18 protein-coding genes are annotated in these 14,275 nt (G+C 71.9%); 11 read left to right on the top strand and 7 right to left on the bottom strand.

Annotated elements, in window-relative coordinates; translation table 11 throughout:
• Positions 1 to 509 precede the first annotated feature (509 nt).
• The gene (locus FNQ90_RS28625; RefSeq protein WP_407699298.1) at positions 510 to 1,238 is read left to right on the top strand and encodes an LCP family protein; all 729 of its coding nucleotides are present in this window, start codon (positions 510 to 512) and stop codon (positions 1,236 to 1,238) included.
• A 114-nt stretch (positions 1,239 to 1,352) separates the two neighbouring features.
• Here the strand turns inward: FNQ90_RS28625 and FNQ90_RS02880 are convergent, their stop codons facing one another.
• Entirely contained in the window at positions 1,353 to 1,730 is a 378-nt protein-coding gene (locus tag FNQ90_RS02880; protein WP_182604801.1) for a VOC family protein, read from the bottom strand.
• Between the two features lie 124 nt (positions 1,731 to 1,854).
• On the opposite strand from FNQ90_RS02880, the gene FNQ90_RS02875 reads away from it, so the two are divergent.
• Together FNQ90_RS02875 and FNQ90_RS02870 are read left to right on the top strand one after the other, a co-directional pair.
• A complete protein-coding gene (locus FNQ90_RS02875) occupies positions 1,855 to 2,445 on the top strand; it encodes a CGNR zinc finger domain-containing protein (protein WP_182604800.1) in 591 nt (196 codons plus the stop codon).
• 73 nt (positions 2,446 to 2,518) lie between these two features.
• The gene (locus FNQ90_RS02870; RefSeq protein WP_182604799.1) at positions 2,519 to 2,776 is read left to right on the top strand and encodes a hypothetical protein; all 258 of its coding nucleotides are present in this window, start codon (positions 2,519 to 2,521) and stop codon (positions 2,774 to 2,776) included.
• 222 nt (positions 2,777 to 2,998) lie between these two features.
• On the opposite strand, the gene FNQ90_RS02865 is transcribed toward FNQ90_RS02870, so the two are convergent.
• Complete coding sequence (locus FNQ90_RS02865; protein ID WP_182604798.1) at positions 2,999 to 4,468, bottom strand: UDP-glucose dehydrogenase family protein; 1,470 nt, start codon at positions 4,466 to 4,468, stop codon at positions 2,999 to 3,001.
• A 150-nt stretch (positions 4,469 to 4,618) separates the two neighbouring features.
• Between FNQ90_RS02865 and FNQ90_RS02860 the strand changes: the two genes are divergently transcribed.
• Positions 4,619 to 5,800, top strand: a complete 1,182-nt coding sequence (locus FNQ90_RS02860) for an acyl-CoA dehydrogenase family protein (RefSeq protein ID WP_182604797.1) — start codon at positions 4,619 to 4,621, stop codon at positions 5,798 to 5,800.
• 146 nt (positions 5,801 to 5,946) lie between these two features.
• On the opposite strand, the gene FNQ90_RS02855 is transcribed toward FNQ90_RS02860, so the two are convergent.
• The 3 genes from FNQ90_RS02855 to FNQ90_RS02845 form a co-directional block, all read right to left on the bottom strand.
• Entirely contained in the window at positions 5,947 to 6,624 is a 678-nt protein-coding gene (locus FNQ90_RS02855) for a class I SAM-dependent DNA methyltransferase (RefSeq protein ID WP_182604796.1), read from the bottom strand.
• A gap of 75 nt (positions 6,625 to 6,699) precedes the next feature.
• Positions 6,700 to 7,158: a glycine-rich domain-containing protein gene (locus FNQ90_RS02850; protein ID WP_182604795.1), complete on the bottom strand. Its 459-nt coding sequence runs from the start codon at positions 7,156 to 7,158 to the stop codon at positions 6,700 to 6,702.
• A gap of 198 nt (positions 7,159 to 7,356) precedes the next feature.
• Positions 7,357 to 7,968, bottom strand: a complete 612-nt coding sequence (locus tag FNQ90_RS02845) for a hypothetical protein (protein WP_182604794.1) — start codon at positions 7,966 to 7,968, stop codon at positions 7,357 to 7,359.
• Between the two features lie 142 nt (positions 7,969 to 8,110).
• Between FNQ90_RS02845 and FNQ90_RS02840 the strand changes: the two genes are divergently transcribed.
• From FNQ90_RS02840 to FNQ90_RS02815, 6 genes are all read left to right on the top strand, one after another.
• Positions 8,111 to 9,226, top strand: coding sequence for a helix-turn-helix domain-containing protein (locus FNQ90_RS02840; protein ID WP_182604793.1), 1,116 nt, complete (start codon positions 8,111 to 8,113; stop codon positions 9,224 to 9,226).
• A gap of 330 nt (positions 9,227 to 9,556) precedes the next feature.
• Positions 9,557 to 9,952: a hypothetical protein gene (locus tag FNQ90_RS02835; protein ID WP_182604792.1), complete on the top strand. Its 396-nt coding sequence runs from the start codon at positions 9,557 to 9,559 to the stop codon at positions 9,950 to 9,952.
• 152 nt (positions 9,953 to 10,104) lie between these two features.
• Positions 10,105 to 10,239, top strand: coding sequence for a hypothetical protein (locus tag FNQ90_RS28010; protein ID WP_267133007.1), 135 nt, complete (start codon positions 10,105 to 10,107; stop codon positions 10,237 to 10,239).
• 71 nt (positions 10,240 to 10,310) lie between these two features.
• Positions 10,311 to 10,736 carry an ester cyclase gene (locus FNQ90_RS02825; RefSeq protein WP_182604791.1) on the top strand — a complete coding sequence of 142 codons (426 nt, stop codon included), beginning with the start codon at positions 10,311 to 10,313 and terminating at the stop codon, positions 10,734 to 10,736.
• A gap of 183 nt (positions 10,737 to 10,919) precedes the next feature.
• Positions 10,920 to 11,630: a TMEM175 family protein gene (locus FNQ90_RS02820; protein WP_323379747.1), complete on the top strand. Its 711-nt coding sequence runs from the start codon at positions 10,920 to 10,922 to the stop codon at positions 11,628 to 11,630.
• A gap of 399 nt (positions 11,631 to 12,029) precedes the next feature.
• Positions 12,030 to 12,173: a hypothetical protein gene (locus FNQ90_RS02815; protein ID WP_182604790.1), complete on the top strand. Its 144-nt coding sequence runs from the start codon at positions 12,030 to 12,032 to the stop codon at positions 12,171 to 12,173.
• Between the two features lie 118 nt (positions 12,174 to 12,291).
• Here FNQ90_RS02815 and FNQ90_RS02810 read toward each other — a convergent pair whose 3' ends face one another.
• Entirely contained in the window at positions 12,292 to 12,432 is a 141-nt protein-coding gene (locus FNQ90_RS02810) for a hypothetical protein (RefSeq protein WP_182604789.1), read from the bottom strand.
• The gene (locus FNQ90_RS02805) at positions 12,404 to 13,267 is read right to left on the bottom strand and encodes a TetR/AcrR family transcriptional regulator (protein WP_182604788.1); all 864 of its coding nucleotides are present in this window, start codon (positions 13,265 to 13,267) and stop codon (positions 12,404 to 12,406) included. The genes FNQ90_RS02810 and FNQ90_RS02805 overlap by 29 nt, the downstream gene beginning before the upstream one ends.
• Before the next feature lie 96 nt (positions 13,268 to 13,363).
• Here FNQ90_RS02805 and FNQ90_RS02800 point away from each other — a divergent pair.
• The coding region (locus FNQ90_RS02800; RefSeq protein WP_182604787.1) for an ATP-binding cassette domain-containing protein at positions 13,364 to 14,275 on the top strand (912 nt) is incomplete at its 3' end.

The raw sequence follows: 14,275 nt of genomic DNA, 5'->3' as shown, positions 1-14,275 counted from the left end.
GTCGCGGTCCCCCGCATCCGGAACAGGCACGGGTGATGCCGCACGTGCGCGGCTCGGTGCCGCGGCAGAGCCGCGGGGGGTACGGCGGGTACGACGGCCACCCCGACGACGGATACGGGCGGGCCGGGTACCGGGACGACGGATACGACCGGGCCGGGTACCGGGACGACCACTATGACAACCGGTACGACGACCGCGGCCACGGGGGTCGCGACGGATACGACGGATACGACGACGGGTACCGGGGGCGGGCGGGCGTGGGACAGCGAATAAAGCGCGGCTTGATACTCCTGATCCTGCTGGTGCTGGTGCTCGGCGTCGGCACCTACTTCTGGGCGGACTCCAAGATGCGTCGCGAGGTGGACCTCGCCGCCGTGGAGCAGCGGCCCGAGAGCGGACGCGGCACCACGTACCTGATCGTGGGCACCGACAGCCGCGAGGGCCTGAGCGCGGAGGAGCGCCGGGAGATGCGCACCGGGAACGCCGAGGGCTCCCGGGCTGACACGATCATGATCCTGCACACCGGTGACCACGGCAGCTCGCTGATCAGCCTGCCGCGCGACTCGTGGGTGACCATCCCCGAGTTCACCGGCTCGTCCTCCGGGAACCGGATCCCCGAGCAGCAGCACAAGCTGAACGCCGCCTACGCCATCGAGGGGCCGGAACTGCTGGTGCGCACCGTGGAGCACAACACGGGCCTGCGCATCGACCACTACGCGGAGATCGGTTTCGGCGGCTTCGCCAACGTGGTGGACGCGCTGGGTGGCGTGGAGATGTGCTTCGACGCCCCGATCCAGGACAAGAACTCCGGCGCGGACTTCGCCGAGGGCTGCCAGACGCTGAACGGTCCGGAGTCCCTGGCCTTCGTGCGGCAGCGCTACCAGGAGGCCATGGGCGACCTGGGCAGGACGAAGAACCAGCAGAAGTTCCTGGGCGCGCTCGGCGACCAGGTGGCCTCACCGAGCACCCTGCTCAACCCCTTCCGTCTCTACCCGACGATGGGTGCCAGCCTGGAGTCGCTGGTGGTGGACGAGTCGATGGGTCCCTTCCGACTGGCGCAGATGTTCCTGGCGCTGCGCGGGGTGCAGGGGTCGGGCGGCACGCAGATGAACGTGCCGGTCGCCAACCCCGGCTTCTCCACCGACAAGGGGTCGGCGGTGCTGTGGGACGAGGAGCGGGCCGCCCAGCTCTTCGAGCAGGTGCGCCGGGACCAGCCGATCACCGTCACCGACGACTGAGGGGCCCGTTCCCCCCGCGCTCCGGGAAACCCTCTCCGGGAACGCCGCGACGCGCGGTTCCCCTCCCTCCGAACGGGGGTGGGAACCGCGCGTCGCGGCGTTCCGGGGTTCGCGTCAGCAGGTGCAGAGGCAGAAGGGGTGGCCGACCGGGTCGAGGTAGACCCGGAAGTCCAGCTTGCCGTCGTCATCGCCCCGCACCGGGCGGGCGCCGAGGTCGATGACCTGCCGCTCGGCCTCGTCGATCCGGTCCCGGGGCACGTAGAGGTCCAGGTGAAGCTGCTGCCCGTGCTCGGTGGAGGGCCACTCCGGCGGCCGGTAGCCCTCCGAGCGCTGGAATCCCAGGCGCTTCGCGCCGTCCGGGGTGCTCACCGTCACCCACTCGTCCCCCGGGCCGCCCTCGACGGTGCCGTCCAGGACGGCCGCGTAGAAGTCGGCCAGTTCTTTCGGGTCCGGACAGTCCAGCACGGTGATTCCCATCGTCGCGATGGCCACGACACCTCACGCCCTCTCCCACTCGCTTCACGAACCATCGTTACCCCTGCTCGCCCTGATGAGGCAATGAGTTACCCCATCATCCCCACCATGAGGTAACGGCGCAACCGGTACCGTGGGAGGCGTGAGCGCGGACAACGCCCCGGGCGGACTGGCCCTGGTCCAGGAGCTGGTGAACACCCTGGACGTGGAGTCGGGCCGGGATGTCCTGGCATCGCCCGGGGACACGGCGGAGTTCCTCGAACGCCACTGCCTACCGCGCCTGCCCGCCGGGGAGATCACCGAACTCGCCCGGCTCCGGGAAGCCCTGCGCGCCGTCCTGCTGGTCCACGCCGGGCACCTCCCGACGACCGCCGTCCCCGCCCGGACCGGTGCCGGCGCCGCGAACGGCTCCGCGGCCGACCCGACCGCCGAACTCAACCGACTGCTGGGCGCCGGCCCCCTGCTGTTGCGCGTGGGCCCCGGGGGCGCCGCCGATCTGGTGCCCGTGGACCACCTGCGGGGGGTGTCCTTCGTCACGGCCCGCGTCGCCGCCGCCGTCGCGGAGGGCGTGCGGGAGGGGAGCTGGCGACGCCTGAAGGCGTGCGAGGCGACGGACTGCCGATGGGCCTACTACGACCGCAGTCCGGCAGGTCGTCGCCGGTGGTGCTCCATGCGGGTGTGCGGCAGCCGGGCCAAGATGCGGGCCTACCGGGCCCGCCGGCGCGACGGCTGAGGACCCGCCGGAAGACCGTAAGGGCCGGTCGGGGCACGTCCATCACCCGAACGGACGTGAGGGAAGTCGCACCGTGAATCGACGATTCGTGTCGGTGCCGGGGTTTAACCTCGAAGACATGCCGACCGAATCCGCATCGCTTCCGAGCGGCCCCACCGGGCCCCGGACGACCGCTGCGACCACCGACGCGGCAGCGGCGAACGAAGCCATCCGCGACTATGTGCGCCGGCACGGGTCCCGTCCCTGGGGCGCCGCCGAGCGCGCCGAACTCGGCCGTCTCTACGCCGCCTGGCGCGCCGCCGTCAAAGAGGGCCTCGGCGCCGCGGCCTGATCCGGCCGCCGGCTCTCCCGCCGGCCCCTGACCGGACTCCGCGCCCGGTCCCGTCCTTCCTTCCGGCCCGTCGTCCCGCGGACCCCCGCGGGGGTCCGCGGGACGACGGGCTCTTCCGTCCCCGCGCCCGGCGGCCCGGCGACCTCCCGGCCCCGAGGGGACGGCTATCACCGCCTCCCCCGCACCGCGCCGGGCCCCGGGCCGCCCCGGGACCCGCACCGATCAGACCGTCGGGCGGCCCAGCGCCCGGTAGGTCCAGCCGGCCTTCCGCCACACCTCCGGGTCCAGGGTGTTGCGCCCGTCCAGCATCCGACGGTGCGCCACCGCCTCCCCCAGCGCGGCCGGGTCCAGCTCCCGGTACTCGCGCCACTCGGTGAGGTGCAGCACCACATCCGCGCCGCGCACCGCCTCCTCCGCGCTCCCCGCGTAGGTCAGGGTCGGGAAGAGCCGCCGGGCGTTCTCCGTCGCCTTCGGGTCGTGCACGGTCACCTGCGCCCCCTGGAGGTGCAGCTGACCGGCGATGTTCAGGGCCGGCGAGTCCCGCACGTCGTCGGAGTCCGGCTTGAAGGCCGCGCCCAGCACGCCGATCCGGGTGCCGAGGATCGAGCCGCCCACCGCCTGCCGGGTCAGCTCCACCATGTGCGCGCGGCGGCGCATGTTGACCGAGTCCACCTCGCGCAGGAAGGTCAGCGCCTGGTCCACGCCCAGCTCGCCCGCGCGGGCCATGAAGGCCCGGATGTCCTTGGGCAGGCAGCCGCCGCCGAACCCGATCCCGGCGCGCAGGAACTTGGCGCCGATCCGGTCGTCGTGCCCTATGGCCTCGGCCAGCCGCACCACGTCGCCGTCGGCCGCCTCGCACACCTCGGCCATGGCGTTGATGAAGGAGATCTTCGTCGCCAGGAAGGCGTTCGCGGCCGTCTTCACCAGCTCGGCGGTCGGCCGGTCGGTCACCACGAACGGCGAACCCTCCGCGATCGGCGTGGCGTACACCCGGCGCAGCAGCTCCTCCGCCCGGCCGCCGGGCTCGACACCGATCACGACCCGGTCCGGGTGCAGGGTGTCCTCGACCGCGAAGCCCTCGCGCAGGAACTCCGGGTTCCACGCCAGCTCCACCCCGGGGCCCGCCGGGGCCAGCTCCCGCAGCCGGTCGGCCAACCGGGCCGCGCTGCCCACCGGCACGGTGGACTTGCCGACCACCAGCGCGGGACGCTCCAGCAGCGGGGCGAGGGAGTCGATCGCGGCGTCCACGTAAGACATGTCACAGGCGTACTCGCCGTGCCGCTGCGGAGTGTTCACGCACACGAAGTGGACGTCGCCGAAGTCCGCCACCTCCCGCCAGGAGGTGGTGAAGCGCAGCCGGCCGGTCGAACCCTCGACACCGGCCGCGTGCCGGCGCAGCAGCTCCTCCAGGCCGGGCTCGTACATCGGCACCCGACCCCGGGAGAGCAACTCCACCTTCTCCGGCACCACGTCCAGGCCCAGCACCTCGAAGCCCAGCTCCGCCATGGCCGCCGCGTGCGTGGCACCGAGGTATCCGGTGCCGATGACCGTGATCCGGGGGGCGACACGGGTGGCCTCGTCGGGCAGTGCGTCGATCGCCGAGGGCGCCGAGGGAGTGGGAACGACACCGGACTCCCCCGGAAGCCCCGGAACCTCGGGGACCTCGGGCGAGGGGGTGGCGGACGCGGTCATGTGGTCTCCCGGACATGCGATCGGGTGTGCGCCGCACGAGCATAGACCGCGGAGATGTCGGCGAACTCACCTGTCCCCGTCCCGGCCGACCTCCTAGAATCAGGTTACTTAACGGTCACTAGCATGAACATCTCCCGGGGAGTGAGAGCCGTGGCAGGAGCCGCAGACTTCGACCTGTACCGACCGGCGGAGGAGCACGAGATGCTCCGCGAGTCGGTGCGCGCGCTCGCCGAGGCGAAGATCGCCCCGCACGCCGCCGCCGTCGACGAGGAGGCCCGCTTCCCGCAGGAGGCGCTGGACGCCCTGGTCGCCAACGACCTGCACGCCGTCCACGTCCCCGAGGCGTACGGCGGCGCCGGCGCGGACGCCCTGGCCACCGTCATCGTCATCGAGGAGATCGCCCGGGTGTGCGCCTCCTCCTCGCTGATCCCGGCGGTCAACAAGCTGGGCTCGCTGCCGGTGATCCTCTCCGGCGGCGAGGATCTGAAGAAGAAGTACCTCGGGCCGCTCGCCAAGGGCGACGCGATGTTCTCCTACTGCCTCTCCGAGCCCGACGCCGGCTCGGACGCGGCCGGTATGAAGACCCGCGCCGTGCGCGACGGGGACCACTGGGTGCTCAACGGCGTGAAGCGCTGGATCACCAACGCGGGCGTCTCGGAGTACTACACCGTGATGGCCGTCACCGACCCGGAGAAGCGCTCGAAGGGCATCTCCGCCTTCGTGGTGGAGAAGGGCGACGAGGGCGTCTCCTTCGGGGCCCCCGAGAAGAAGCTCGGCATCAAGGGCTCCCCCACCCGCGAGGTCTACCTGGACAACGTCCGCGTCCCCGCGGACCGCATGATCGGCGGCGAGGGCACCGGTTTCGCCACCGCCATGCAGACCCTGGACCACACCCGCATCACCATCGCCGCCCAGGCGCTGGGCATCGCGCAGGGCGCCCTGGACTACGCCAAGGGCTACGTGCGCGAGCGCAAGCAGTTCGGCAAGCCGGTGGGCGACTTCCAGGGCGTGCAGTTCATGCTCGCCGACATGGCGATGAAGCTGGAGGCGGCCCGCCAGCTGACCTACGCGGCGGCGGCCCGCTCCGAGCGGGTCTCGATCGGCACCGGGAAGGGCTCCGACGAGCAGCTGACCTTCTTCGGCGCGGCGGCCAAGTGCTACGCCTCCGACGCCGCGATGGAGATCACCACCGACGCGGTGCAGCTCCTCGGCGGGTACGGCTTCACCCGCGACTACCCGGTGGAGCGCATGATGCGCGACGCGAAGATCACGCAGATCTACGAGGGCACCAACCAGGTCCAGCGGATCGTCATGGCCCGCAACCTGCCGTAACCGACACCGTTCGCCGCCCGGCGGCCCTCCCGGCGCCCGCGCGGCTCCGATGTCACGGGACGAAGCCCCGGCCTCCCGGCCGGGGCTTCGTCGTCACATCCGTCACACCGGCCCGGCCCGGGCGTGTCTCCCCGGAGGGGTCTCCCTCAGACACGCACCCCCCGCACCAACAGGGTGCCGATGCGGCGCCGACCGCGCGCCGGGGCGGGGAGGACACCGGCGGTCACGTCCCGGAAGCCGTGCTCCTCCAGCATCGCGATCCAGCTCTCCGGCGGGTGGTCCCACCGTTTGACGATCGCCGGGTCCTCGTCGAATCCGCGCGGGATGTACGACGCCTGGCAGCCGTAACACCCCTCCACCGGCGGATACTGCGAGAGGGCGAAGACCCCGCCGGGGACGAGACGCCCGTGGACAGCGGGGAGCATCAGGCGGGGCTCGGTGAAGTACGCCGCGCCGAACACCGAGTAGATCGCCCGGTACGGAGTGGTGGCGGCGGCGAGGAAGGCCAGGGCATCGCCCCGGTGCAGTTCCATCCCCTCCGCATCCGCCCACCGCTCACGCGCCCCGGCGAGCCGGGCGGCCGACAAGTCGACGCCGACGGCCCGCACACCGAGCGTCGCCAGATGTGCCGCGTTGCCCCCCGTTCCGCAGCCCAAATCGAGCACGTGATCCCCGGACCCGACGGCCAGCACCTCGGTGCCGGGGCCGTGGTCCGGGTACTGGGTCCAGTTGAACCACGTCGTCTCCCCCCTGGCGTTCGTCCGGCGTCGCGGGGATTTGCGGCGGGCGTACGCGTCCCATGCGGCACTGCGGGAGTCGGTCATGCGCCTTCCATCTCGGTTTCACCGGTTGAGCCCGCCCGGCGGTCGCCGGGCGAGCCGCACCGTCCGGGTGAGTGCCTACTTCCCAACAGGGCTGTCGGCGCATCCGGCATGGCACTGGTGGCACTCCGCCGTGGCCGGGCCGGGCCAGAACTCGGCGTCGAGGACGAACCCGGCCGCCGCGATCGCGGTCGTGGTCCGCTCCATGGCGGCACGTCCCCCAACCGGGGCGACCTGCCCGGCGGGCTCGGGAACATGATGGATGAAACCGGCTCCCAACGCCTCGCAGAACGCGGCGTACTCCCGCGTCCGCAGGATGAACCGGTGCCAGAACTCATCCACCCGCCGTGAGGGGGTCAGCACCTCGGTGGTGCGGGCGCCGGTGGCCAGGAAGGCCACCATCTGGTTCACCCCACGCTCACCCATGTCGTCGGTGAGGTCGGGCCAACCGCTGCGCACATCCGCGATGAGCTGTGCCCGGAGGTCGGGATCGATGAGGCTCGTCTCCGTGACCTGCTCCGCGTGCGTGATCGTCATGTCTCTTCTCCTTCTCGGTGATCGGATGGTTCACGAACGGTGTGGTGACCCGGGGCATGAGGTGAGTCGGCGGCCCACGGGCCGACGCGCCCCGGCTCCTTCCGGCACACCCCACGGTTCCCGTCACACCTCCCCGCAGCGACGCCGCTCCGGCAGGGGAGGGAGGGACGACGGATGCCGAGGCCCGGTGAAGCCCGGTCATCGGAGGAGCCCCGACACGGGGTCGCCCCACCTCCGGAGGACCGGGAGCGGACGGCAGGAGAGGGTGTAACGGACCTCGACCTCACGCCCTCCGCACACCCGGTCCGTCCCGACCCCGTCGACCCCGACCCACCGACCGGCCGTCAGCACGGCTACCTGCGCGGCCTGTCGCCGCCGATCGCCCAACCAACACCGGAGGAACCACCCGGCCCCGGAGCCACCGTGCTCCGGGGCGGGGAGTTCGCCCGTCCACGGCGGGTCCAGGGCGTCGGCCAGCCGCCGGGCCCGGTCGCGCAACCAGCGCAGCGCCTCCGTCGGGTGCTCGGCGCAGTGGCCGGCGAGCAGCCACTCCCCCTCCCCGTCGGCGCACCGGGCCACCGCCTCGCACCAGTAACCGGCGGGGACCGCCACCGGTCGCGCACCACCCGCCCGGCTTCCCGCGCCCTCGCCGAGAACCCGCAGGTGCTCCAGCACCCGCCGCCTCAGCGCCTCGTACCGCTCGTCCAGGAGGGAACCATCGGTGGTGGGGTCGAGGCGGATCGATGTGGGGATGTCCCTCCGTGGTGCCACCATCCCGGAGGTGCCGTCGAGCAACCCGAAAGTAACCATGAGTGTCGCTCCTGTGAGCCATGAGTAGTGACTTCACTTTCGCGGGGACTCCGCCGGGGCACCAGGGGCATCCATAGGGGCAATCAACCCGCTGTCACCGTGCGCGCTCTTTCCGTAAGCTGGTCGGGGGCAGGATGAACGCATGACCATCGGGTGTCTGATCAAGGACCTACGGGAAGCGCGGGGATGGAGTCAGGGCCGCCTCGCCTCGGAGCTGAACCGCGCGTTCGACACGAACCTCACCCGGGAGTACATCAGCAGGTGGGAGCGTTCCAAAGTGGCGCCCGGCCCGTTCTACCTGCGATGCCTCTCGGCTGTGCTCGATGTGCCCCTGGCCGTACTGGAGGGTGAAGTGAAGCGACGGAAGTTCCTTGGTGACGCGGCTGCCGGCGCCATAGCCCCCGTGGTCGCCTCCGACCTTCTCCTCACGGGCTTCGCCGCCCGGCTTCGCGGCGGCCCCGGTCCGGACGACTGGGAGGAGAAACTGGCGGCGTACGGCACGGAGTACATGAGCCTCGGAGCCGGCGACATCCGACGCCGAGTCTCGGGGGAACTGGTTGTGGTGCAACAGCAACTCGACGATCCCCGGCTGTGGTCGGTGGCCTCACGACTGATGACGCTCTACGCCAAAACCTTTCCGGGGTCGGACGGCTCGCAGGCCGTGACGTGGTACCGCATGGCCGCCCGGGCGGCGGACGAGTCCGGGGACGACCGGGCCCGGGTGTGGGTGCGGGGCCGTGCGGCCATCGCCCTCGGCTACGAGGGGGCGTCTCTCGGCGTGGCCGACGTGCTCGCCGATCAGGCCATGGCGATCAGCGACAAACCCTCTCTCGGGCTGTTGAACGCGATCATGGGCAAGGCCCACGCGGCAGCCATCCGAGGGGATCGGGCCACCGCCCTGAGCCTCATGGAGGAGGGTCTGCGCGTTTTCGACGCCACGGGTTCGGGAGAACAAACCAGCGACTACGCGGTGCCCTGGTGGCGCATGAACGTCTTCATGTCCCTGCTCCTCGCCCGACTGGGTGAGGAGAAGCGGGCGGTGGAGGCACAGGAGGCGGCTCATCGGGAGTTGCCGGAGTCGCTGCCGAGGTTCGCCACGCACCTGGAGATGCATCGCGGGCTGATGCTCGCCCGGGCCGGGGACCGGACGGGCGGCACCGCGTACGCCCGCTCCGCCCTCGAACGACTTCCTCCCGAGAAGCACTCCCTGACCCTGCGGATGCTCATGGACGAGATCGGCGGGGACGGGTCTCCGTGACAAGAAAATTTTCGGGAAGAACCACCGACATCCTCACCCGTCACGATAATGCGGGGAGGGTTGATATATCCGCCGATACTCTCACACGGTTCCCCGTCAAGGCGAGCAGGACTTTCGCCCCCGGAGAACTTGCTTACCTGGCCCTCACTTCAAAGCCTGAGCACCCGATACGCGACCGGCTGGCCTGGATCCTGCACAACGCAGCTAACCGGATGTGTCATCGCACGCGAGTGGATGTCACCATACCCACGCAGGCGGACGTGTCCGGGGGCCAAGAGGAACCGTGCACGTGCCGATCTGGCCGTTCTCCGGGAGAACGGCCACAAGGCCTTGGCTGTCGTAGAGATGAAGGCTGCCTATACCTGCGACTTTGACGGGGCGGGACGGAAAACCGTCGAAAAGTACGGGCAGAAGGTGGAGGAAGATCTGGCCAAGGCTTGCGAGGCGGGTGGCGGTGAAGCGCAGGTATTCGCCCTCTTGTTGCTGACCCATCCGATAAGCGCCCCGGTTCAACCCACCCCGGTGGTCAAGTACGCCTCGGAGATATCCCGCTCACTGAACAAACGAGGCGCCACCGCGTTGGCCATGACTGCGCGTGAGGTTGCGGAAAACCGGTTGAAGACGTTGGGGTCGGTGACAAGCGGCACGCTCGCCACAGGATCGGCCTTTGGCATCGAGGTGTTCATCGAGTACTTCCTTGTAGCCAAACGCCCTCACCCTTCGTGAGAGCGTTTCCGTATTGACCGAGCGCGCGCATGCTGTCTCCCCGGCGCGTCCTTCGGCGAGGCGTGAAGAGGGGCAGTCACCCCTCGCCGGGCCGCCGACGGACACTCCCGCCCGCCCACCGTTCGGGGCGCGGTGCGTGTGTCCCCCCGTGGGTGGAGGAGCGGGCCGGGGACCGGACGGGCGGCACCGCGTACCCCCGCTCCGCCCTCGATCGACTTCCTGCCGAGAAGCACTCCCTGACCCTGCGGATGCTCATGGACGAGATCGGCGGGGACGGGTCCTTGTGACCGCCCGGTGGGGAACAGCGCCCCGCCGTGTCCGTCGTGGCCCCCGGGTCGGGGATGTGCACCATGAGGGGATGACGCATCCCGAAAGCCTGTATCACCGTTGGCTCTTCGACCTGTGGCGGGGTGACCTCGCGGTCGCCGATGACATCCTCGCCCCGGACTTCAGGGGCCACTGGCCCGAGCTCGACGTGCACGGCCCGGATGAGGCCGTGGAGCAGATCCGACGCACCCGGGACCTCTTCTCCGACATCGACACGACCCTGGACGCCGGCCCGGTCCTCGGGTCGGACATGGTCGCCGCGCGGTGGACCTTCCACGGCACCTACCGGGGAGGCCTTCCCGGTGCCACGGCGCCCGCCGGCACCCGGGTCTCGTTCGTCGGACAGGACCTCTTCCGCGTGGCCGGCGACCGCCTCGCCGAGTACTGGGTCGTCTCCGATGTGATGGGGTTGATGACGTCGCTCGGTGCCGTCCCCACCCCCGGCGACCGTTCCTGAGAGGCGGATCCCGCGCCCGGGAGGGGCTCTCTCCTCGCACGTCGAGAACGGGTGGAGGCCCGTCGCGTGGCCCGAGGGGCGTCGCCGGGGGACTCCCCCACCCGCCCACCGTTCGGGTGGTGCGGTGCGCGCGTCCGCCGGTGGGGGCGGGCCCGGGCCGCCGGCCGGTCCTACCGTGACGGCGTGGACGATACGCCGACGCCCCCCGGGAGACCCGATCGGGGCGGGGCGCGGCTCGCGGCCCTGTCCGACGGCGTGTTCGCCATCGCCATGACCCTGCTGGTCCTCGACCTGTCGGTGCCGCCGGGCCTGTCCGCCGAGACGTTCCACGCCGAACTGCGCGACACCCTGCCCAACCTCGGCGCCTACGCGCTGAGCTTCGCGGTGCTGGCGCAGTTCTGGCGTGACCAGCACTACGTGCTGACGGTCCTCCCCCGGTTGGACTCGGGGGCGGTCCACCTCGTTCTGCTCGGCCTGGGGTTGATCGCCCTCGTGCCTTTTCCCACCGCCCTGCTCGCGGAGTACGGGGGCACCGAGTCGGTGGCCGTCGTGCTGTACGCGGCGGCGGTGGCGGCGATCAACGGGGTGCACCTGGCCCTGTTGTGGCGGGCCCGCCGGGCCCGGGCGCCCGAAACGGTCGCCGAGTCGTCCTCCCGGAAACGTGCCCGTCCCGGCGTGCCGGGCGACATGGTGGGATTGGCGGTGCTGGACATGGGGGCCACGGCCGCGCTCTTCGCCGCGTCGATCCCGCTCGCCCTGCTCTCGCCCGGTGCGGGGATGCTGTTGTGGGCCCTGATCCTCCCGTTCAAGTGGTGGATCGGCGCCCGGCAGACCCGCGCGGCCCGCACCGCCCCGGGCGAGGCCGACGACCCCGCCTCCGGCCTGTCCGCGTGAGGCCCCGAACCTCGGATTCCCCACCCCGGGACGGACCACTCCGCTCGGGAGGGTTCAACCCGGGCCGAAAACGGCGGACAGGGATGACGACACCCCCTCTCGCCGCTGTCCCCCGGGGTTTCGGGCCTTCGAGGGGTTCATCGATGGGGGCGGACTTCCACGAACCTCGGGGGAAGCCGGAAAGCGGCTTCGCTCTTTCAGGTGGTAAGGCGGGTTGACGGTTACGGGACGAAGGCCGGTGGTCTCCGAGTGGAGACGGAGCACGGCCCGGCCCGGGCGGGAGGAGAAGCGGGCGCGGGCGGGCACACTTTTCCCGTGATGGAAATCGACACCTCCGGCATTCGGGGCGGAGCCGCCACCGGGGAACCGGGGTCTCCCGTCGCCCGGGGATGGTCACCGGTGGTGCGGGAAGTCCCGATTGACGCACTGGACCCGGAGGAGCGGCGCGCACTGCTCGCCTCCCGCGCACGGCGGGCCCGGGGCCGGGAGGCCGGCGTCCTCCATGCCGAGGCATTCCGGCGCGTCTTCGGCGAGGAGCCGTAATCCCTCGGATCGAACGGAAGTCCACCCCGGCTTCCCGGTGGACGCCGGGGTCCCGGGCGCCGGGGTGGAAACCGTGTCGGCCCGCTGACCCCGGCTCGAGCCCGTGCCCGGCGGCGGATCAGGGGCCGGTGGGGCGGCCGTCGCGGGGACCGAAGGCGGCCAGGGCGTCGTCGTCGCCGGCCCGGGCCCGGACGTAGTGGTCGGCGAAGGCGGCGGCCCGGCCGGGCCGCTCAGCCGGTCGCAGGGCCCTCGTCGTCACCGGCGGCGGCGCGGCGGGCGAGCAGGGCCTCGACGCCGTCGAGGAGGAGGGCGAGGCCGGCCTCGAAGTCCTCCTCGGGGTCGGCGTTCGGAGGGCTGTCGAACATGCCCTCGCGCACGTGCCGGGCGAGGGTGGGGAAGCGTTCGTCGGCCAGGACGCGACCCAGCATCTCCCCGTAGACCCGGCCCCACTCCCGCGGCGCGACGCCGGTGCGGGCGCCGGCCCGTTCCATGGACAGATCGCGCTGTCCCTCGGAGCGGACGTGTCCGGTGAGGAGCATCAGCAGGCGGATCCGCTCGCCCGTGTCGAGGGCGGTGTCCCGCATCGCGGCGAGTCCGGCCTCCATCCAGGCCAGGTTGTTGGGGCCCAGGGGTGGGCCGCTGATGGGGATCTCCAGGACCCATGGTCGGCGTCGGAAGAGGGCTCGCATGTCGCGGGCGAGGTGCTCCAGCGCGCCCCGCCAGTCGTCCGGCCAATCGGCGGTGTCGGGGGTGCCGGAGGCGGCGTCGAGCATGAGGTCGCACAGGTCGTCCTTGCCGGGGACGTACCGGTACAGGGACATGGTGGTGACGTCCAGGGATTCGGCGACCCGGCGCATGGAGACGGCGGCCAGGCCCTCGGCGTCGGCGAGGTCCATCGCCGCGCGCACCACCGCCTCGACGCTCAGGCCGCCCCGGGGACCGCGCCGGCCCGGTCGGACGGTGCCCCACAGCAGGTCGAGGGTGTGGGCGGGGCCGCGCCCGCCGGTGCCGGGGGAGCCCATGTTCGCCGCCTCGCTCTCGTGTCCCGATCGGTGGCCGTCCGTCGGCGTTCGTCGGCGTCCGGTCGCGCCCATCCTAGGCGGCTGTTCCCGCCGGACGGTCGCGCACACCCCAAAATAGTGTATGGTGTATACCAAAGTGTACGACGTACACGGTTTGGGGTGATGGGGATGACCGAGGCGACAACGGCGCACGCGCCGCCGGACCCGGGGACGGGGGCGGGGGCCGCGATCCGTGCCGAGGGGCTGCGCAAGCGGTTCCGGGGACACGAGGCGCTGCGCGGCCTGGACCTGCGGGTGCGGGCCGGCACGGTGCACGGCCTGCTGGGGCCCAACGGATCGGGCAAGACGACGACGGTGCGGGTGCTCACCGGGCTGTTGCGCGCGGACGGCGGTCGGGCGCTGGTGTGCGGGTACGACGTGGCGCGCGAGCCGGAGGGGGTACGGGCCCGGATCGCGCTGACCGGCCAGTACGCGGCGGTGGACGAGACGCTGAGCGGCCGGCAGAACCTGGTGATGTTCGGCCGACTGGCGAAGCTGGGGCACCGCCGGGCACGGCGCCGGGCCGATGAACTGCTGGAGGAGTACGAACTCACCGACGCCGCCAACCGGTCGGCCGGCACCTGGTCCGGCGGGATGCGAAGGCGCCTGGACCTGGCCGTGAGCCTGGTGCGGGTGCCGGAGGTGCTGTTCCTGGACGAGCCCACCACCGGCCTGGACCCGCGCAGCCGCAACCGGATGTGGGACGCGGTGCGGCACCTCGTGGCGGCCGGCACCACGGTGCTGCTGACCACCCAGTACCTGGAGGAGGCCGATCGCCTCGCGCACCGGATCACCGTGCTGGACGCGGGCCGGGTGGTCGCCGAGGGCACCCCGGAGCAGGTGAAGGCGGTGAGCGGCGGCGACCGCCTGGAGGTCGTGGTGCGCGACACCGGCGACCTGGTCGGGGCGGTGCGGCTGCTGGCCCGCCTGGGTGACGGGGAGCCCCGGGTGGACCGGGAGGCCCGCCGGGTGGACGTGGAGGTGCGGGACCGGATGACGGCGCTGTCGGTCGCGCTGCGGGAGCTGGAGGGGGCCGGGGTG

It is taken from the genome of Streptomyces alkaliphilus, assembly GCF_014141535.1.
GTDB lineage: Bacteria > Actinomycetota > Actinomycetes > Streptomycetales > Streptomycetaceae > Streptomyces > Streptomyces alkaliphilus.
The sequence above is the reverse complement of the archived record's forward strand: the minus strand, read 5'-3'. Positions and strand labels throughout refer to the sequence as shown.

Excerpts from the sequence above, each read along its gene's own strand:
- FNQ90_RS02825 (WP_182604791.1), top strand. The coding sequence starts at position 10,311 with ATGACGCATCCCGAAAGCCTGTATCACCGTTGGCTCTTCGACCTGTGG.
- FNQ90_RS02840 (WP_182604793.1), top strand. The coding sequence starts at position 8,111 with ATGACCATCGGGTGTCTGATCAAGGACCTACGGGAAGCGCGGGGATGG.
- FNQ90_RS02850 (WP_182604795.1), bottom strand. The coding sequence starts at position 7,158 with ATGACGATCACGCACGCGGAGCAGGTCACGGAGACGAGCCTCATCGAT.
- FNQ90_RS02865 (WP_182604798.1), bottom strand. The coding sequence starts at position 4,468 with ATGACCGCGTCCGCCACCCCCTCGCCCGAGGTCCCCGAGGTTCCGGGG.
- FNQ90_RS02855 (WP_182604796.1), bottom strand. The coding sequence starts at position 6,624 with ATGACCGACTCCCGCAGTGCCGCATGGGACGCGTACGCCCGCCGCAAA.
- FNQ90_RS02805 (WP_182604788.1), bottom strand. The coding sequence starts at position 13,267 with ATGGGCGCGACCGGACGCCGACGAACGCCGACGGACGGCCACCGATCG.
- FNQ90_RS28625 (WP_407699298.1), top strand. The coding sequence starts at position 510 with ATGATCCTGCACACCGGTGACCACGGCAGCTCGCTGATCAGCCTGCCG.
- FNQ90_RS02845 (WP_182604794.1), bottom strand. The coding sequence starts at position 7,968 with ATGGTTACTTTCGGGTTGCTCGACGGCACCTCCGGGATGGTGGCACCA.